The organism is Paenibacillus sp. 2RAB27 (genome assembly GCF_052115445.1).
Classification (GTDB): Bacteria; Bacillota; Bacilli; order Paenibacillales; family NBRC-103111; genus Paenibacillus_E.
The window spans coordinates 1-20000 of record NZ_JBFRGR010000014.1 but is presented as its reverse complement, the minus strand read 5'-3'; the positions used below and the strand labels follow the sequence as shown (position 1 = coordinate 20000).

General features: G+C 45.9%; 17 protein-coding genes and 1 riboswitch. Of the genes, 11 read left to right on the top strand and 6 right to left on the bottom strand.

Annotated elements, in window-relative coordinates; translation table 11 throughout:
• Positions 1–102: 102 nt before the first annotated feature.
• Together AB4114_RS19180 and AB4114_RS19175 are read left to right on the top strand one after the other, a co-directional pair.
• Positions 103–675 carry a sigma-70 family RNA polymerase sigma factor gene (locus AB4114_RS19180; RefSeq protein WP_441989921.1) on the top strand — a complete coding sequence of 191 codons (573 nt, stop codon included), beginning with the start codon at positions 103–105 and terminating at the stop codon, positions 673–675.
• Positions 672–1448, top strand: a complete 777-nt coding sequence (locus tag AB4114_RS19175) for an anti-sigma factor domain-containing protein (RefSeq protein ID WP_441989920.1) — start codon at positions 672–674, stop codon at positions 1446–1448. Before AB4114_RS19180 ends, AB4114_RS19175 begins: the two co-directional genes overlap by 4 nt.
• A gap of 45 nt (positions 1449–1493) precedes the next feature.
• Here the strand turns inward: AB4114_RS19175 and AB4114_RS19170 are convergent, their stop codons facing one another.
• The 3 genes from AB4114_RS19170 to AB4114_RS19160 all read right to left on the bottom strand — a co-directional run bounded on the left by AB4114_RS19170 (position 1494) and on the right by AB4114_RS19160 (position 4463).
• Positions 1494–2108 carry a c-type cytochrome gene (locus AB4114_RS19170; protein WP_441989919.1) on the bottom strand — a complete coding sequence of 205 codons (615 nt, stop codon included), beginning with the start codon at positions 2106–2108 and terminating at the stop codon, positions 1494–1496.
• A 390-nt stretch (positions 2109–2498) separates the two neighbouring features.
• The gene (locus AB4114_RS19165; RefSeq protein ID WP_441989918.1) at positions 2499–3437 is read right to left on the bottom strand and encodes an aldo/keto reductase; all 939 of its coding nucleotides are present in this window, start codon (positions 3435–3437) and stop codon (positions 2499–2501) included.
• A 30-nt stretch (positions 3438–3467) separates the two neighbouring features.
• Positions 3468–4463, bottom strand: a complete 996-nt coding sequence (locus AB4114_RS19160; RefSeq protein WP_441989917.1) for a Gfo/Idh/MocA family protein — start codon at positions 4461–4463, stop codon at positions 3468–3470.
• Positions 4464–4597: 134 nt separating this feature from the next.
• Here AB4114_RS19160 and AB4114_RS19155 point away from each other — a divergent pair, with 134 nt between their 5' ends.
• The 6 genes from AB4114_RS19155 (at position 4598) to AB4114_RS19130 (ending at position 10314) form a co-directional block, all read left to right on the top strand.
• Positions 4598–5443 carry an AraC family transcriptional regulator gene (locus AB4114_RS19155; RefSeq protein ID WP_441989916.1) on the top strand — a complete coding sequence of 282 codons (846 nt, stop codon included), beginning with the start codon at positions 4598–4600 and terminating at the stop codon, positions 5441–5443.
• Positions 5444–5543: 100 nt separating this feature from the next.
• On the top strand, positions 5544–6179 hold the full coding sequence (locus AB4114_RS19150) for a DUF2238 domain-containing protein (RefSeq protein WP_441989915.1): 636 nt from the start codon (positions 5544–5546) through the stop codon (positions 6177–6179).
• Between the two features lie 25 nt (positions 6180–6204).
• A complete protein-coding gene (locus tag AB4114_RS19145) occupies positions 6205–7353 on the top strand; it encodes a lactonase family protein (RefSeq protein WP_441989914.1) in 1149 nt (382 codons plus the stop codon).
• Between the two features lie 742 nt (positions 7354–8095).
• A complete protein-coding gene (locus AB4114_RS19140) occupies positions 8096–8545 on the top strand; it encodes a MarR family winged helix-turn-helix transcriptional regulator (RefSeq protein WP_441989913.1) in 450 nt (149 codons plus the stop codon).
• Positions 8542–9807: an MFS transporter gene (locus AB4114_RS19135; protein ID WP_441989912.1), complete on the top strand. Its 1266-nt coding sequence runs from the start codon at positions 8542–8544 to the stop codon at positions 9805–9807. Before AB4114_RS19140 ends, AB4114_RS19135 begins: the two co-directional genes overlap by 4 nt.
• Positions 9808–9915: 108 nt before the next feature.
• Positions 9916–10314, top strand: coding sequence for a hypothetical protein (locus tag AB4114_RS19130; protein WP_171632009.1), 399 nt, complete (start codon positions 9916–9918; stop codon positions 10312–10314).
• A 72-nt stretch (positions 10315–10386) separates the two neighbouring features.
• Here the strand turns inward: AB4114_RS19130 and AB4114_RS19125 are convergent, their stop codons facing one another.
• From AB4114_RS19125 to AB4114_RS19115, 3 genes are all read right to left on the bottom strand, one after another.
• Positions 10387–10728 carry a LytTR family transcriptional regulator DNA-binding domain-containing protein gene (locus AB4114_RS19125; RefSeq protein ID WP_441989911.1) on the bottom strand — a complete coding sequence of 114 codons (342 nt, stop codon included), beginning with the start codon at positions 10726–10728 and terminating at the stop codon, positions 10387–10389.
• A gap of 186 nt (positions 10729–10914) precedes the next feature.
• On the bottom strand, positions 10915–12339 hold the full coding sequence (locus AB4114_RS19120) for an NAD(P)/FAD-dependent oxidoreductase (RefSeq protein ID WP_441989910.1): 1425 nt from the start codon (positions 12337–12339) through the stop codon (positions 10915–10917).
• A gap of 61 nt (positions 12340–12400) precedes the next feature.
• Positions 12401–12499: riboswitch (purine riboswitch) on the bottom strand.
• Between the two features lie 137 nt (positions 12500–12636).
• Entirely contained in the window at positions 12637–14280 is a 1644-nt protein-coding gene (locus AB4114_RS19115) for a PhoX family protein (RefSeq protein WP_441989909.1), read from the bottom strand.
• Positions 14281–14495: 215 nt separating this feature from the next.
• Between AB4114_RS19115 and AB4114_RS19110 the strand changes: the two genes are divergently transcribed.
• The 3 genes from AB4114_RS19110 (at position 14496) to AB4114_RS19100 (ending at position 19997) form a co-directional block, all read left to right on the top strand.
• Positions 14496–15491, top strand: coding sequence for a phage tail protein (locus AB4114_RS19110; RefSeq protein WP_441989908.1), 996 nt, complete (start codon positions 14496–14498; stop codon positions 15489–15491).
• Between the two features lie 11 nt (positions 15492–15502).
• Positions 15503–16027 carry a phage tail protein gene (locus AB4114_RS19105; protein ID WP_441989907.1) on the top strand — a complete coding sequence of 175 codons (525 nt, stop codon included), beginning with the start codon at positions 15503–15505 and terminating at the stop codon, positions 16025–16027.
• Positions 16028–16121: 94 nt separating this feature from the next.
• Positions 16122–19997 (top strand): Ig-like domain-containing protein, encoded by a 3876-nt coding sequence (locus AB4114_RS19100; protein WP_441989906.1) that lies wholly within the window; start codon positions 16122–16124, stop codon positions 19995–19997.
• Positions 19998–20000: the final 3 nt, after the last annotated feature.

The following is a 20000-nucleotide window of genomic DNA, read 5'->3' as shown; positions in this document are numbered from 1 at the left end:
ACTGCTTGATGCAGAAAGGTTGGAGTTTTTGTCTATACGAGCTGAAAATATGGTAATGTAAGAGTTAATTAGACATCAATTTCACTCGGGGAGAGCCAAGCTATGCGAAATCGAACAGATGGGGAGCTTATGCAGCTAATTATGGCGAAAGAGCATTCTGCTTTAGAAGAGCTCTACGATCGTTATGCTAAGCTTGTGTACTCGTTTGCTATGAAATCCATGAAGAATGAGCAAGAAGCTAGAGAAATCGTACAATTGGTGTTTACGCGTCTGTGGACAACCAGCAAGGGCTATGATGACAGCAAAGGCGTATTCGTCAATTGGATCATTACGATCACACGCAATATTACGATTGATTATGTACGCAAAAATCGTAAACTGGGCCAAGTCGTTCGATTTGAGCCTCGTGAGTGGGAACAAGCACTCGTTTCGGGGGATTCGAATCCGGAGTCGGTCATATCCCGTAAGTCGACGGTTGAACAAATTCAACAAGCCTATGTGCATTTATCAACAAATCAGATTGAATTGATCGAAATGATGTATTGGGAAGGCTATTCGTTAAGTGAGATTGCTTCAAAAAAGAATGAACCAGTAGGCACTGTAAAGAGCCGACTGCATCAATGCTTAAAAATACTTCGTAAGCATTTGACATCACGAGGGGAGGATGACATATGAAAGAACAAGAACCTATTGACTGCAGCTTTATCATTAATTATTTAACAGGCGAATGCACGGAATGGGAACGTGCTTCTTTCGAACGGCATCTGCGTACCTGTGACTCATGCAGAGAAGAACTGCCAGAATTGCGCTCTGTCTGGCTAACGCTACCTTACCACATGGAAGAAGTGGAACTTCCGCCGGATTTGAAGGGGCAAGTGATGGAGGCCATTCGTAATGAGCCGATCCATAAAGAAGTGAACTATAAAGAAGTTAACCATAAAGAAGAGATTCATAAAGAAGAGCTCAATAAAGGTCCAATTCTTAAGCGGCGTTCATTTGCATGGATGTATGGGGCAGCTGCCGTGGTCGTGCTTGGTATCGTTGTAGGTGCTATATGGAACTATGACGCTTTTCACACCAAGGAAACAGCAAATGGTATGAGCGAGCCTTCAAAGGTTGTCAATACGTTCAATTTGACATCGGCGGACACTTCCATGCCAGCAGCCTCGGGAACAGCTTGGGTTGTGCAGTACGGGGATGTTCATAAAGTTGTCGTGAACTTGTCGGGACTGAATGAAACGAGTGGCGATTGGACTTATCAGGTATGGTTGAATCATAACGGGAAAAAGTACAACTGCGGAACGCTGCGTGTGGATAATAAAGGGGTGGGCGTACTGTCTTATGATGTTCATGCAAAAGAATTGATCATCGACTCCATTGGTGTCACCTTGGAGCCGGATTCGAATGGCAGTCAGCCGCGAGGGAAGAAAGTGCTGGGGTCGGCTTAACGAAAAACAGGTCTCCTTTTTCAGATAAGGAGACCTGTTTTTCGTTCATTTCATGCCCGAAAGCCAAGTGGCTAATGATTCGATATCATCGGGTTTTAATGTGTCTTTGAAGGGAGGCATCTCGACTTTACCGTTCATGATTTGCGTGACGATTTGCTCCTTTGTTCTACGTGAACCAACTTTCGTTAGGTTCGGGCCGTAATCTCCTGCCAAGCCTACACCATGGCATACCAAGCAGTTGTCTTTATAGAGCAGCTCGGCTTTTGCGCTTGGGATGCTTGCCGGCGTATCCTGCGGCTTGACAGACGGCGCAGGCGAAGGCGTAGGTGCTGCAGTAGGTGCAGGCGTCGCGCTAGCAGGCACTGGCGTTGGGGCCGGTGTCGGCGTCGTAGCAGACGTCGCGGATGCTTGGGGTTGCGGCGTTGCGCTGGCAGCCGCAACTGGGCTTGCGGTAGAGGCAGGCGAAGGCGTTGCCGCAGGTGGTGCAGTCGCCGACGCTTGTGGAGTCGGCGTTGCTGTTGCCGTCGTTGTCGCTGCAGGCGACGGCGTGGCTGAAGCAGCGGCAGGCGAGACAGCCGTCGGACTGGCTTCCTTACCGCTGCACCCTGAAGCAGCGAAGATGATCATCCCACAAAGGCTTGCTTGCATCCATTTGTTCAATCGTTCCAACTCCTTCGTATGTATTAATTGAGGTAACGAAGGATTGTTGATTTCGGTTTGATTTGTGTAAGGAAAAGTGGGCTTACATTTTGCCGATTCGTGTTTAGATGTATAAACTACAGCTAATTTGCTCGAATGTGAAGCGTTTTCGTAATTAGATGGAAAAAATACATCTAATTTGTATGAAAATAGAAGAAACAAGCCATTAGAAGGAATTTAATTACAGGAAATACAGTTAATCCTTCGAATTCGAGAATTCCACTTCAAATAGATGGAGAAAATCCAGTTAATTTGCTGGGAGCAGGTTTACGCATCCGTCATTAACGCAAAAAAGCTGTCTCGAAAAGTCAAAACTGACTTTGAGACAGCTTCTTTGCGTACATTATGGAGCTACACCGTAGCTCCAGTCAAATCAAGCCAGGCCAGCTCTTGCGCCGACAGCACTAGCTCTGCGCCATCGCGGCAGGAGACCATTTCGGCCTCGGTGCGCGGACCGATCAGCGCGCATGCCGGAAAAGGCTGGCTTAGCACGTAGGCGAGGGCGATCTGGATCGCGCTCACGCCTTTTTCCTGTGCGAGCTGCTGCGCACGCTGCAAGCGCGTCCAGTTCTCGTCGCTGTAGAATACGCGAACGAGATCCGCGTTATCGCGGATTTCCGGCGAGAACCGGCCCGTGAAGAAACCGCGCGCCTGCGAAGACCATGACAGCAGCGGAAACTGCTGCTCTTCGTACCAGCGCAGCGCCTCGCTATCTGCAGATACGCAGCCAGCCCAGAACGGCTCATTTGGCTTAGCGAGACTGAGGTTAGGTGAGCTGAAGCTAAAGCCGACGAGGCCGTGCTGCGCGGCATATTCATTCGCTTCTTGTAAACGCTGATGCGTCCAGTTGGATCCGCCGAAAGCGCGGATTCTGCCAGCTTCCAGATGCTCATTCAAAGCTTCGACAATGACGCCAACAGGTGTAGCGGGGTCATCACGGTGTAAACCATACAAATCAATGTAGTCGGTACGCATCCGATCTAAACTTGTCATTAAGTCCTGACGAATGGCTTCCGGATTCACACGAGGACCGTTGTTATCATGATGAGCACCTTTGGTGAATAACACCATCTCTTCTCTTTTGCCCGTTTCGTCCAACCAAATACCAATCGCTTGCTCGCTTTGTCCGCCACAATAAATATGAGCAGTATCAATCGTGTTCCCGCCAATAGTCAAATAATGATGGAGGATTTCACTAACTTCATGCGGGTTATCTAGTCTGAAAAAGTCAGATCCCATAACCAACTTGGATACCGGTTTATCTAATCCTTTGATCTGAATATGCTTCATTTATGTTCTCCAGCCTCTCGGTTTGAATTATTAAAGCTGAACGCGCGCGCGTTCTGTTGCGGATTGCAAGCAGGCGTCGATAACTTTCAAATTTAAAATGGCATCATGTGCAGGGAAGCGTTGCGGTTTCTCACCCCAAGCAGCATAGGCCATATCGTCCACCTGCAGGGCGTACTGGTTAAGGAAAGGAACTTTTTCTTCGCGCTGTTCGTTCCCCACAAAAACTTGGAAATGACCGGATTCTTCAGTCGGTGTTACAAATGCCGATGGAATCACAATGCGCCCCTTGGAACCTAGAATCTCAAGTGTATTTCGGAACGAAGCCCACATCCCGCAATCGAACGTGAGGGCTACATTGCCACTGAATTCAACAAGTCCGGACATCATCATATCGACGTTATCATGTTCCGGTGAGAAGAACGCATGAGTGGTAACAGCCTCAGGTTCACGTTCTAGCAAATATCTAGCCGCACTTAGCGGGTAACAGCCAACGTCATAAACCGAGCCGCCGCCCCATTCGCGGACGTAACGAACATTTTTGCTATCATCCGGGTTGCTGAACGTAAATGTACCGTGAATACCGCGAATATCTCCGATTTCGCCAGATTGCATGATGGCTTTTACGCGTTCGTAACGAGGGTGATGGCGGTACATGAAAGCTTCAGCGAACAGCACACCAGCTTCTTCACTAACCGTAACCATTTCCTGAACTTCAGCTGCCGTCAGTGCAGCAGGTTTCTCACACAGGACATGCTTTCCTGCTTGCGCTGCGCGGATCGTCCATTCTTTATGTAAATGGTTCGGAAGGGGGATGTAGATCGCATCAATATCCCGATCCGCAATTAATTCTTCATAGCTTCCATAAGCTTTCGGGATTTCAAGTCGAGTGGCAACCTCTTGAGATTTCTCCAGATTGCGACTAGCGATTGCGCTTACAACACCAGTTTCGGACTGCTTAATTCCTGGGATACAGGCACGGATGGCAATACCCGCACAGCCTAGAATTCCCCAACGAAGTTTAGTCATGACAGCATTTCTCCTTTTTTGAAGCGGAATGTGTGACGTTATATTGCTATTATAAAATGAGTTATTTAAAATGAATATAACAATATATTGAATCGACTATCGTAATATTGTCATTAGAGATGAGGTCTTATTCGATGCGCCGACAAGTTATGTTACCTACTTTACAGCAATCCATGTATTTCATATTCCCAGAATCCGTAGGCTGGTATCGCGAAGAGCCCCAACATGAAGTCGAGCGGCCGGAGGGTTTATGGTCAACGTATAGTTTGCATTTTGTCATCTCAGGAAAAGGTTATGTGGAGATCGAGGGGCAGCCATACACTTTGCAAAAGGGGGATGCCTTCCTATTTCCGCCTTATCAAGAGCAGCGTTATTCCAGTTCCAAAGATGATCCGTGGGATGTTCGGTGGGTGCATTTTTATGGGGATCAGATCAAGGAGTTCCTATTGGAGAAGGGGTTTTTGCGTAATTTATGGACGTTAAAAAGAAATGCTGAGCTTGAGAAAGCTTTCAATGAGCTGCTTTTAGAAGCGGAAGCCCATCAAATACTTCGCCCCACGCAGTTGAGCACGTTGATGTATATGATTTTGTGCGAATTCATGAGCTATGCCTCGCCGTTAACCGTCAATCGTGGGACGGAATCGGTGGATCGGATTCTAGCCTTGCTTCCAGAGATGCAGCGTAGAGCTTGCGAACCATTTAATCTCGAGGAGTGGGCGGAGCTCACGGGCGTCAGTACGTATTATTTTTGCAAAATATTTCGAAAAGCCACTTCGATGACGCCGTTGTCGTTCATTACACTTTGCCGAATTCAATTTGCTAAGCAGCGATTAATTGAGAAAGAAAATTGGCCGATCAAAGACATAGCAGTTGAAGCGGGTTACACGTCTGCAAGCTATTTCAATCAGCGATTTCATGAACATGAAGGCATGACACCGAGTGAGTTCCGCAGCCTATACATGAAAGGATCTTTCAGCTAAATGAGTGATCCCGGGCTCGGTACTAGTAAAAGTTAGTACTTTTGGAAGGCATGCCAGCACGGTACTCTTAGTCTGTAGAGACGATAAGGGGGCTGAGCAGATGCAAAGTCAAGGGAATAAGAAATCTTTTCAAACCAATCGGATATTGCATATGATCCTGGTTGTGTGGCTTGGTGTGTGGGGATGGTTGGCAATTGCGCCGCATAGTCGCGGGGATTGGGTGTTAGAAAATCTTTTGACGTGGGCAGCTTTACTTGGACTGATCGCTACGTATAGAGTATTTATTTTTTCAAATCTAACGTATGGCTTATTGGCGAGTTTCCTGTTGCTGCATAGTGTAGGGGCTCACTTTTCTTACAATGGGACGTGGTTCGATCCTTGGTTGCGGAGCATATTTGGGTCAGAGCGGGATCATTTTGATCGGCTGGTTCATTTGAGTTTCGGATTGCTTTGTGCCTATCCTATTTATGAAGCTTTGAGGGGCTGGACAACACTTGGGAGAAGATGGATTTATGTGATGACGTGTGTTATCGTTTTGGCTATGGGTGCTTTCTATGAGCTTATCGAAATGTGGGTTGCCATGATCGTAGCTCCTGAGATCGGTACGTTATTTGTTGGTGCGCAAGGGGATCCTTGGGATGCTCAGCATGATATGGAACTTGCCCTGTACGGAGCGATTATTGCGATGTGTGTGACGGCTTTTGGGAAACGAAGGCGTGTGGAAGATAACTTATAGGGGAAAATGGGAGGCAGAGTTGGGAATGGAAAATGAGCGTGAAACTGCTATTAGTGATGCAAATGCGAATGCAAATGAAAATGAAAATGAAAATACAAGAGAAAAGTCAAAGGCATATCTGTATGTTGGTTCATACACGGATGATCAGCATCCAGTTGGCATTTCTTTATATAGCTTTGATGGGCAAAATGGTGAATTGACGCTGGTCGAAACGTATAGCGATTTACCGAATGCTTCGTTTCTGGCGGTGAACAAGGATAAAACCGTCTTGTACGCGGTGAGTGAAACGGTGACATATGAGGGACGGTTCGGAGGCTCGGCAGCAGCCTATGCGATTGAAGCGGGCACGGGGAGATTGAGCAAAATCAACCAACAGCCAGCAGCTGGCTCTGCGCCTTGTTACATTAGCTTGGATGCCACGGGCCGCAGGGTGTATGTGGCGAATTACTTAAGCGGCGATGTAACGGTGTTTCCCGTAGAAGCGGGGGGTGGTTTGGGCGAGCACACGCAGCTGATTAAGCATGAAGGCGAGCTTGGACCGCAAGCGGATCGCCAAGAAGCGCCGCACGCGCACTCGATTGTCCCGTCTCCGGACAATCAGTTTGCTGTATCGGCCGATCTGGGCCTTGATCGGCTAGTTGTTAGCCGCATTGACGCGGAGAGCGGCGCCCTGCTGCCGCATKGCGGAGCAGAAGTGAAGCCGGGCGCGGGCCCGCGGCATGTGGTGTTTAACGCGGACAGCACGTATGTGTACGCGATCAATGAGCTGGACAACACGGTAACCGTGTTGTCTTATGAGGCGGACGCGGGCCGCATGGCCGCGGTCCAGAACTTGTCGACACTGCCGGATGATTTCGGCAGTGTCAGCTATTGCGCGGACATCCACCTCTCCGGGGATGGCCGTTTCTTGTATGCATCGAACCGCGGACACGATAGTATCGCGGTTTATGGAGTCGACCGAGACAGCGGCACGCTGTCGGTCGTGGGTTGGCAGTCGACGCGGGGGCAATGGCCGCGGAATTTTGCTTTATCGCCGCAGGATGCGTTCCTGCTCGCGGCGAATCAGAACTCGGACAGCATCGTTGTCTTCCGCAGGGATGCGGAGACAGGGATGCTGCAAGAAACGGAGCAAACCGTAGCGGTATCGCGACCGGTTTGCGTAAGGTTTCTATAAGAAGCGCTGAACGCGCAGCGTTAGGCGCTATTTGTGAAAAAGGTGGGGCAAGTTTCGACTTGCTCCTCCTTTTTTTAGCATGGCGTGCGCTGTAACGGTGAAAAACATCACTACAGCCGCAAAACCCGCTAATACCAGCCGCGCTCAAGCTCTATAGTGATGAAAAACATCACTACAGCCGCAAAACCCGCGAAACCCGCCGCGCTCATGCTCCATAGTGATGAAAAACATCACTACAGCCGCAAAACCCGCCAAAACCAGCCGCGCCTTGGCTCCATAGTGATGAAAAACATCACTACAGCCGCAAAACCCGCCAAAACCAGCCGCGCCCAAGCTCCATAGTGATGAAAAACATCACTATAGCCGCAAAATGCGCCAAAACCTACTGCCCCCAGGCTCCTTAGTGATGAAAAACATCACTACAGCCGCAAAACCCGCCAAAACCAGCCGCGCCCAAGCTCCATAGTGATGAAAAACATCACTATAGCCGCAAAATGCGCCAAAACCAGCCGCGCCTTGGCTCCATAGTGATGAGAAACATCACAACAGCCGCAAAACCCGCCAAAACCTCCCGCCCTCAGGCTCCATAGTGATGAAAAACATCACTACTGCACAAATTTCCGCTTAAAATTAGTTGCACATGCAACGTATTCGGCGTACACTAAATTAGTGGCAAGTGCAACGATTCGGTAGGTTAGGCGCATTTTAGCAGTAAAATCAGAAACCAGGAGGGGTTGTTGCAATGATTGAAACGAGAAATTCGATTCCAAGGTGGGTATCGCTGATTTACCGGTACGGACAGATGTATATTGGTGACCATTTGAAGCAATTCGAGATCGGTAAAGGTCAGCATATTTTCCTCAATGCGTTGTATAAAGAGGACGGTTTAACGCAAGAGGAGTTGTCCGACTATTTGAAAATCGATAAAGGAACGACGGCAAAAGCGCTGAAAAAGCTAGAAGAGCAAGGCTACATAACGCGCACAGTCAGTGAAAAAGATAAGCGATGTTACGAGGTTTTATTGACGGACAAAGCTCGTGGAATTAAGGAGGACGTACGCAAAGTTCTCACGGATTGGCGCGAGCGATTGACGTTCGGCATGTCGGATGAGGAGAAGCAGATGGCTCTTACGATTTTAGAAAAAATGGGTCACAATGCGGCTCACTTTGCTGAGGAAGAGGTAGACCAATGAATATGAGGGCTGCGGGAGCTGTGTTCGTTGATCGTCATTTCCATGCGTTGACACACAAGAACTATCGCTATATGTGGTTAGGGCAATGTGTATCGCTGATTGGTACTTGGATGCAAAATATCGGGCAATCCTGGCTCGTTCTCACACTGACGGGATCGTCTCTTAAACTTGGGATTGTGGCTGCGTGTCAGTTTCTACCGATCCTTTTGTTTTCGCTGTTTGCCGGCATTATCGTGGATAAATTTCCTAAGAAGAAGATTCTTATACTCACACAGACGGTATCAATGATACTTGCCTTCGCATTGGCCACATTGGTGCTAACGGATACGGTTCGATATGAATATATTCTTGTCTTAGCATTGCTTCTAGGCTTGAATAATACGTTGGATATGCCTACAAGGCAGGCGTTTAATGTGGAGATTGTGGGTAAAGAAGATTTGATGAATGCGATTGCCCTCAACTCAACGACGTTTAATATGGCAAGAATTGTTGGCCCTTCGATCGGTGCAGTCATGATGGCCTGGTTGGGAGCAGGTTGGTGCTTTTTGCTAAATGGAGTCAGCTTTATAGCTGTTCTATATGGACTGATTCATATTGAGGCAGCACCCTACGTACGTAAGATGAGAGCGAAGGAAGGCATTCTGAAGGAAATTAAAGATGGTATCGTCTACATTGCCAAAGATCCGATCCTCTCACCAACTGTGTTGCTCGTAACCGTTATTGGTACGCTTGCTTTTAACTTTAATATTCTAATTCCTGTGTTCACCAAAAATGTCCTGCACATGGGAGAGACGACCTATGGTACGTTGATGTCTTGTTTGGGAGTAGGGTCACTTGCAGGGGCTCTGACGATGTCGTTTCGCAGTAAGCGAGGTCCGAAGCTGAAGTTGAGTATGGCTGCAAGCTGCTTTGTTGCCATTTGCTTAATTCTTAATGGACTGAGTGGTTCCGTTTGGGTCTGTGGTACGCTGCTTGCGTTCACGGGGTTCTTTAATATTTTATTCGCGACAAATAGTAATTCGGCTCTTCAAATGTACGCGAAGGATGAGTATCGTGCACGTGTCATGAGTGTGTATTCCCTTGTATTTGCGGGTTCGACACCGATTGGCAGTCTGTTCTCTGGGTTCATAGCGGATCGGTTTGGGGCGAATGGGGCATTTATTGCTTGTGGGGTTCTAACGGGCTTGCTCTGCCTATTCATTACTTGGAAATATAAGTCATCACTCTCAATACAATCGCTTAAGGAGCAGGAAATGGCTTGAAATGAGTAAATTCGACTTTTATTTTATAAAGATTCCATCATTTGGGTTGTCAATTAACTTGGGATTCGCTACAATATGAGGATAAGTTCATGTGTGAGGAGGGATCTTGTGCTGGGGATATTGAAGAAATGGATGCAGAAACCAATGCAGGAACCGAAGCACACGGTGGATTACCAAACGATGGAAATCGACGTTGTCATTAAATGTTTTGTTTCGGATAAGGAGAAGCCGTTTCGAGTCATCTTTAAAGTAGAGAAACAAGGCTCTTTCTTTTCGAAAGATATTTTTGTGAAAAATGTGGATTCGAAAACATCCTATGAGCTCATTCATAACTTTTCCACACTTGGCATGAACAATGAAGAGTTGAACAAGTATGAAAGCACGGATTATGCTGAATACAGCTTCGCTACGTTGGAAGAAGCCAAAAAAGTGAAAGATACAACCGTCGATTACATACGCTTTCTGATTCGCGAGCATCAGCAAGAGACACTAGCAAAAATTTCATAATGGTATAAACAAGGAAGGAGCTGGCGATCAATTCGCTCGGCTCCTTTTTTTGGCGCTTATATTCGATTGTACCTATGCTTCAGCCTTTTGTTGCAAGACAATCTCTTTCAACTTATGTTGGCGAAGCTTCGTAATCGACGTGTATTTGGATTCGGATCCTCTACCTTCGAAGAACACTTTGCCGTCCCCAATATGTTGAATTTTACGAGTGTTCACATAACAATCTGTGTTTACTTTGAAAAAGCTGCTGTCTGAGGTCATATTTTGGATCTCTTCCGTATTTAAGCGTTTCTTAATATGGTAGTTCTTCCCATGAAAGGAGACTAGGCCATGTTCACCAACGCGGAAATACATAATGTCCTTTTCTAAAATAAAATCCTCATATGTATTCTTTACTTCGAGCGCTACATTCATTTTATTTGCCCCCTTCTTAAAATGATAACGCTTACATTACTTAAGTCGGTTTTATCTTACCATAATCTGTGAGGTATGGGAAGGCTTTTTTCATTTAAAAAAACCAACATGATTCGCCCCCAAAGGCAGAAAATGTTGGTTTTATGCTGAATTTGACGAACGAGCAATTATTTCCTCGGAAATAATTTACAGTGGAATGTTACGAGCAACCCATACGCCAGCAGCACCTGCTTGTGCTAATCCTCGTGTAATTCCTGCTCCGTCACCGCCACAGAAAAGACCTTTGATTTCCGTCTCAAAGCTCTCAGTCAGCTTAGGTCGAGCAGAGTAAAATTTGGCTTCAACTCCGTAGAAAAGCGTATGTTCGGATGCGATACCTGGTGTTACTTTTTCAAGTGCGTGGATCATTTCAATTAAGCTTTTCATTGTATTGTAGGGAAGAACAAGTCCAAGATCACCTGGAACTGCTTCCGAGAGAGTGGGTTCTAAAAATCCTTCGCGTATCCGTTCAGCAGTGGATCGACGTCCTCGCATAATATCGCCGAATTTCTGAACGATGACGCCTCCGCTTGATAAGTCATTCGCGTGCTTACATATTTCTCTTGCATATTCATTTGGTTTATCGAAAGGCTCCGTAAATTTATGAGAAACAAGTAATGCGAAATTCGTGTTGTTGGATCCAAGCGCAGGGTCCTTGTAAGAATGGCCATTGGCGGCCATAATACCGCTGTGATTCTCAACCACAACATGTCCTGAAGGGTTGCTGCAGAAGGTCCTAACGCGTGTACCAACGGAAGTGTTATACACAAATTTACCTTCATACAGATGTTCGTTAATTTCACGCATGACGACATCTGAGGTTTCAACACGGACACCAACATCGACTTGATTGTTGGACATTTTGAGTCGGCGCTTCTTGAGCACCTGCGTTAACCAAGCCGAACCGTCTCGTCCTGGGGCCAGCATAACATTGTTGCTTAGGAGCTCCGTGCCATCTTTTAAGCGGATGCCTTGAATGACATGTTTATCTTCTTTTTTGGTTGTGATGATATCATCGACTTCGGTTTTGAACTGCATATCAATGCGTGTTTTCAAATATTCATAGATGGATTTGAGGATCATTAGATTTTGCTCCGTGCCCAAATGACGAACCTGAGCGCGAAGCAGCTTTAAGCCCGCCGCGTAGGAGCGTTGCTCTATATTTTTCACTGCTTCGGTTGTAGGATCCGAAATGTTTTCTGTTGCACCATGCTGTAGATTGATGCTGTCTACATAACGAATGAGCTCCATAACTTTACTAGGTGCCAAATAATCCGTCATCCAACCACCGAATTCGGTTGTAATGTTGAATTTGCCATCGCTGTAAGCACCTGCTCCACCAAAACCGGAGGTAATGGAACACGCGGGAAGACAGCCAGAGAAGTCTTTCTTACCAGCTGGAGGTGGACAAAGTTTGATTTTATTTTCGAGAATTGGACAACTGCGCTTGTAAATATCATGGCCTTTGTCAACGAGTATAATGTTCGCGTTAGGGTGAAGCAATGTCATTTCATAGCATGCAAAAATACCGGCAGGTCCTGCACCAACAACGATAAAATCATAAGCTTTCATAGCAGCAATCTCCTCTGGAACAGTCATATTTGGACGCAAAAAAACCTAGCCACACGGGTATGCGAAAAAGAGCACCCGTCGTAGCTAGGAAGTTATGGCTTCCTCTAGAGACCCCCAAGCCAATCCTCGAGGATATACGAACGATTCATAGTTATGCGGCTGATTGTCATTGCCTTGACTATCATAATACGAACAATATTGGTTGTCAATGGGTTAATGTTCGTGAAATTAAATGGAGAGCTGGAGAGCAAAAACAGCCGTATGCCTCATGCACACGACTGTTTTTGTTTGTTTTTCTCACAGTGGTAAACGTGTAATCGTAACGACGGCTGAGCGTGGGTTTTTGTCTCCAGACTTATGCTGCCATTGACTTGTTGGTTTGTTGGTTCCTGCACCTGTTGAGCCTGGATGGTTAACGGATAAGAATACAGTATCCTGCAATTCGGTGAAGGAAACGCCGCTAAGTGCAGCTTCAATGGGGGCAGAAGCGAATTGTTTCGTTTTATTAGCGACACCTGATCGGTGGATAAGATACATGCCATTATTTTTAAATTCGGACCAAGCACCGGAATTTAATTGGTCAGGAGCAACGTCCGATCCAACCCATAAGTTACCATTTTTATCAAAGGTTAAACTGGCAGGTGAGCTAAAACCGCTTTGTCGTCCGCCTGAAAGAAACGTTTCGAACTCAAAGTTCGTGCTGCCATTTTCTTTTAGACGGATAATCTGACCGTGAAGGTTGCCGCGGCTAGTATTCTGCGTATAGGCAATATAAATAGATTTATCTACGGGATGCAGGGTAAGCTCAGAAGGCCGATCACATGGAGTAGCTCCTATAATTTGTGCTGCTTCATTGGCATAGGTAAGCACATCGCTTTGGGATGTGAACTGTTCAAGCAGGACTTCTTTGGATTTATACATAGACTCAGGGACTTGATAGGTAAAGCTTTTCAGCATTTTGCTAACATTCGATAGGGAGAGCTCAATCCAACGGCCCTGAATGAAGTCTGCCGCGTACAGACTACCTTCAGTTAAGAGATTTTCTTTATCTTGACCTTCTCTCCATGGATCCTTGCTTACAAATTTGTATACAAATCCGTTTGATGAATCTTCACCCATGTAAACGACGACTTGATTGTTCGTGTTCAAGGTCATAGCTGCACTACCGTGATGAAATCTGCCAAGTGCTGTATGTTTAACGGGCTTGTTCTGTTCATTGAAAGGGTCGATCTCAACGATCCAGCCGTAATGATACAGTGCTAAACCGGCGTCACGACAAGTTTCTTCATAGTGGTTTTCGCAAGTAAGCTGTGTGTTCCATAAGGTTTTGGAGCCTCCACGGTTACCGATTGTTCCTTGAACGCGCGTTGCACCATGAACAGAGGAGGTTCCTCTAACCGGACCTGATAGCTCGATTGGAGATAAACCCGTTAACCGTCGTGCAAGGGAAGACTCGTTAACAAGCTTCCATGAACCGAAGGTATCCTTTTTGAGATATAACAATGAGCCACCTTGCTCGTAAAGCAACTGTTTCTGTTGTTCCCAAACGATAGGTTTAGTACGATCTATGAGCCAAGGATACGGACCTGATTCATGATTGACCCATAACATGGCTTCTTTATTTGAATTAGGCAGGGGGAAAAAGGAGGTGTAGCAGCTGTTATATCCAAAGGTATCACCTTTTGAATTTATTTTATCCCCGTATGCGGCTATAAGCTGATATGTAAATCCGTTGCTTAGAAGAAGTTGATCCGCATCAGCCGCTGTATGTAAGGTTGGGTTGAATATTTCTGGCAATTGCTCGTAAGCATTATTGTCTTCTGATGCACTAGCTTTCTGAGCGAATGCTGCGAGACCTGTATAGGTGGAAGCAACTGAAACTGCACTTAAGCCTAAATATTGCAAAAAATGACGCCGTGAAAATGTTTTTTTCGAGTCCATGACAGTCCTCCCGACTTAAATGAGCTTATTATAGTAATAACATACCATAAAATAAAAAATATGCATGTATTATTACCTATATTTTGCTAGAATAATAGAGAATATTGTCGAAATTTTTAGAATTGAAAGATTGGTAAGGAATACTGTCGAATTTATATATCTTTTACGTTTAATTTGCATTCAACCGTCTATTCGAAATTAGGAGGATACAAATAATGGCCTATATTGGTGAGATTAGAATGTTTGGGGGGAATTTTGCTCCGTATGGATGGATGTTCTGTAGTGGGCAGCTACTTCCTATTTCCCAAAATGAGATTTTGTATTCTTTGATAGGAACGAAGTATGGCGGAAATGGAGTTAGTACATTTGCATTACCCAATTTGCAGAGCCGAGTTCCTATGCATAGTGGGAATGGGATCACTTTTGCTGAGCAAGGTGGCGTGGAGGAGGTTACCTTAACCGTAAACCAAATTCCTGCTCATTCACATGCTTTCGGTGTATCGTCCAAATTTGGGAGTACGAACACGCCGGAGGGGACTGTCTTAGCGAGATCAACACTCAATCAATTCACGGATAGCGTTGGGGCGACGGCCTCAACAGCAATTCTTGGAAGTGCTGGTGGAAGTCAGCCACATACGAATATGCAGCCGTATCTGGCTGTTAATTATATTATTTGTACAGAGGGGATGTTCCCAAGCAGTGGAGGTGGCATGTCGGATGAACCGTATATTGGTGAAATCCGATGGGTTGCATTTAACTTTGCGCCAGGTGGCTGGCAATTATGCAATGGACAAACGCTTGCACTAGCTCAGAATCAAGCACTTTTTGCTTTAGTAGGGACAACTTATGGCGGTAATGGAACAACGACATTTGCTCTAACCAATTTACAGAGTAGAATTCCTCTTCATATGGGGGCAGGACACACGATTGGCGAGTCTGGTGGTGAGCAAATGCATACGCTAGATTCTAGTGAAATGCCATCCCACATGCATTTGCTAAATGCTAGTGTAAATGCTGCGGATTCCAAAACTCTCGAAAATCACACATTTGGTATGACCACTACGAGCTCTTATGGCTATGTCTCAGATCGTGTATCAAACAGTGCCATGGTTACTAGTATAGGCGGGGGGCAACCTCATGAGAATAGACAGCCTTTTCTTTGTTTAAATGCAATTATCGCACAACAGGGGATATTCCCTAGTAGAGATTAAGGAGAGATATTATGGATCAATATCTTGGAGAAATTCGTATTTTCCCATTTAATTTCGCTCCTACAGGGTGGGTGCAGTGCAACGGCCAAATACTACCTATTCAGCAATATGCAGCCTTATTTTCCCTGTTAGGTACTACGTATGGAGGAAACGGTTCTACTAACTTCGCGCTTCCAAATTTACAAGGTAGAGTTCCCTTGCACCCTGGTCAAGGACCAGGTTTATCAGAGTACGTTCTCGGTCAGTCAGCTGGCGAGACATCAGTCACGTTACTACTTTCGGAAATACCAGCGCACTCTCATGCGGTCCAATATGGCACATCTGGTTTCGCACAGGAATCACCTACTGGCCAACTGTTGATGGATATTCAAAGTAGACGTGGGGCAGCAGCGTATACAGAGAAGACTAACTTGAAGCCTATGGGACCACAAGCTGTTGCTCCAACTGGAAATAACCAGTCCCATAATAATATGCAGCCGTATCTAACTCTTAATTTTTGTATGGCTACGCAGGGAATATTTCCACCACGTCCTTAAGTTGAGTTTGATTTTTTGATTTATCAGAAAGGAGGCGGGAAAAGTGGATTATGCTCAAAAGGAATCACGGACTTTGATAAAATTCAATAGGAGTATGTTAGTTTTTCTTCTAATGTTGGTTGCCATTGTTGGCGTTTGGTTTAGCTTTGTTGGGTCCGCTAAAGCTGCTACCACATTTACAGTAAATACAACTATGGACGTTGTAGATGCGTATCCAGGGAACGGGATTTGTGATGATGGGGTTGGTAACTGCTCGATCCGAGCGGCGATAATGGAAGCCAACATAAAGGAAGGCGCAGATATAATTACGATACCTCCAGGTGTATATACGTTGAATTCTACACTCGGGCAATTGGTGATTAGTAGTGACATCATTTTAGATGGGATTCAAGGCAATCCCGCAAATACGATCATTCAAGCGGCAAGTAATCCCGAGTCAGCAACGAACCGGGTATTGTCCATCAACCCTAATGTCAATACGCCTGGTTATGATGTTAAGATTCAGGGACTCACGATTCGTTATGGAAAGGCCCCGTTTGGATACGGCGGAGGCGGGATAGATGGAGATGCTGGAACTCGTACGATAGAAATTGCTCATTCGATCATTGAGGATAACTATACATCCGGAAATGGTTTCGGAGGCGGGGCTTATTTAACGGGTGCAGCAGGTGGGACAGTTAAACTAAATGATGTTATTCTTCGGAATAATGCGGCCGGAATTTCTAGCTCTACGTTATATAGTTCTCAAGGCGGAGGTGTATTTCTGYAGGGGGATATGAACCTGGACCTGGTTAATGTTACCGTTACAAATAATACCTCTTATGGGCTTGGGGGTGGTTTGGCAGTAACGCCAGAGACAACAGCTGCGCGAGTAGTTACCATCAAAACTAGCTCGATCACAGGGAATAGGGCATACAGCAAAGTAAGTGCAGCAGGTTCGGAGGGGCAAGCAGGAGGTTTATATCTGGGTGTACCTGCGAACATTTCCAATACAACGATATCGAATAATATCGCTGGTGGGGACGGTGGGGGACTGCTACTTGATCATTATTTTGGAAAAGTATACATGAGTGCAGTGACGTTGGCTAGTAATTATGCTGTACGCGGTGGAGCTATTTATGTAAGCGGCTCATCAATACCTAGTATGCTTAATGATGTTGTGATGAGTGGAAATACTGGCGGGGATATTACGCTTAATCCAGATAAGCAGGATTTACAAGTAGCCATAGCGCCGGCGTCTGGTTCAAACGGGATTTTTTCGCCAGGGAAAACGGGAGCACATTATACGGTTACGGTTTATAATTCCGGGACACCGCCGGTGAGTGGTCCAGTGACAACGGTAGTTTCGTTGCCAGCAGGATTGACACCAACAGCAATGAGTGGGAGTGGATGGAATTGTAATTACAATACATTGACCTGCTCAAGGACCGATATCCCGCTGCAAGGTCAATCCGCTTATGCGCCTATCGATGTGACTGTGAATGTTGCAGCTAATGCGGCCCGCACATTGACAAGTTCGGTAACAGTGTCTGGCGGCGCTGAGATGGTTACTACAAATAATAGTGCGTCATACGTTACCACTATCATGAGTAATGATTCTCTTTTAAGCCATTTATCAGTTTCTAAAGGCATATTAAATCCTACGTTCGACACAAATACTAKGGCATATTCAGTAAGTCTCCCTTATGAGGACGACACTTTGAAGGTTATGCCGACTATTAATGAGTCACATGCAACAGTAACCGTAAATGGTAACTCGGTCGAAAGCGCTACTTGGAGCGAACCTATTTCTCTTCAGGTGGGTACTACAGAAATTAGTATTTCGGTGAGAGCAGAAGATGGAACAACAGCTACGACTGTGGTCACCGTGACTCGTGCTTTACCAGTTGTGAGTAGTATTGAAGTGTTAAGTGATAACAATGCGACATCTGTGATGATAGGACATACATTGCAAATGAGCGTCAATGTCTCACCCGGGAACGCTGGTAATAAGTCAATAACTTGGAGTATCGACGCTGGTACGAGTCATGCAAGTATTAGTTCTGACGGATTATTGACTGGAATGTCATTAGGTGAGGTACTCGTTAAGGCTACAGCCAGAGATGGTTCTGGGATCGTTGGGACGAAGAGTATTACGATTGTGCCTGTAAAGGTTACGAGTATAGATGTGATGAGTCAAGGAGAGGCATCAAGCGTTCAAAAGGGTGAACAGCTGCAATTGAGTGCGTTGGTATATCCTGAGGATGCAACTGATCATTCCGTAGAATGGAGCGTTGTGCCAGGTACAGGTAATGCAGATATAAACGAGTCGACTGGTTTATTGACGGGAACAGCGGTAGGAGAAGTACTAGTCAAAGCCGCTGCTACGGATGGTTCAGGTATCGTAGGTGTCAAGACCATTGTGATTACAAAGATTCCGGTTACTGGCATAGAGGTAATTAGTGAAAGTGAAACAACAAACGTTCGGAATGGCAAAACACTGCAAATGATTGCGTTGGTATCACCTGATGATGCGACAGATGCTTCTGTAGTATGGAGCGTTGTGCCAGGTACAGGTAATGCGGATATAAACGAGTCGACTGGTTTATTGACGGGAACTGCTGTTGGTAATGTTATCGTTAAAGCAACGGCGAATGATAACCCAGACATTGTAGGGACGCTGACAGTTACAATAAGAGCAGTACCTGTTACAGGAATTGAGGTAATGAGTGAAAGCGAAGCAACAAGCCTACGGAATGGAGAAACGCTGCAAATGAGAGCGTTAGTTTCACCCGAGGACGCGACGGATGCTAGTGTAGTATGGAGCGTTGAACCGGTTACAGGGACAGCAACAATCAGTCCGACTGGTGAGTTGAGAGGAACTAGTCTAGGTACAGTCACAGTCAAGGCCACAGCCGTAGATGAGTCCGGGACTGTAGGGACGATGACGGTTACCGTCATACCGGTATTGGTCACAAGTATTAATGTTACGAGTGAAAACAATGTAACAAGCATTCCCAATGGAAGTACACTCCAAATGAGTGAGAAAGTGTTGCCAGGAAATGCAACGAACACTTCCGTAACATGGCGTGTGGAAGCAGGTACTGGAACAGCAACAATTAGTCCGTCAGGTGAGTTGAGAGGAACTAGTCTGGGCACAGTAACAGTCAAAGCCACAGCCAATGACGAATCCGCAACTGTTGGTACGATGACCATTACAATCACTCCGATACTTGTCACAAGTATTAATGTTACGAGTGAAAACAATGTAACAAGCATTCCCAATGGAAGTACACTCCAAATGAGTGAGAAAGTGTTGCCAGAGAATGCAACGAACACTTCCGTAACATGGCGTGTGGAAGCAGGCACAGGAACAGCAACGATCAGTCCGTCCGGTTTATTGACAGGAACAACTGTAGGTACAGTCACCGTTAAAGCTACAGCCAATGATGGTTCGAATATTGTTGGTAGCAAGAGCATTACGATTGCTGTAATACCAGTCACAAGTATCGACGTGACAGGTAAAGATGAAGCAACAAGCGTTCCAAATGGAAGTGCATTGCAAATGAGTGCAGCGGTACTACCTGAGAACGCAACGAACACTTCCGTAACATGGCGTGTGGAAGCAGGCACAGGAACAGCAACGATCAGTCCGTCCGGTTTATTGACAGGAACAACTATAGGTACAGTCACCGTTAAAGCCACAGCCAATGATGGTTCGAATATTGTGGGTAGCAAGAGCATTACGATTGCGGTGATTCCAGTCACAAGTATCGTCGTGACAGGTAAAGATGAAGCAACAAGCGTTTCGAACGGAAGCTCGTTGCAAATGAATGCGACGGTACTACCWGAGAATGCAACGAACACTTCCGTAACATGGCGTGTGGAAGCAGGCACAGGAACAGCAACGATCAGTCCGTCCGGTTTATTGACAGGAACAACTGTAGGTACAGTCACCGTTAAAGCTACAGCCAATGATGACAGCCAATGATGG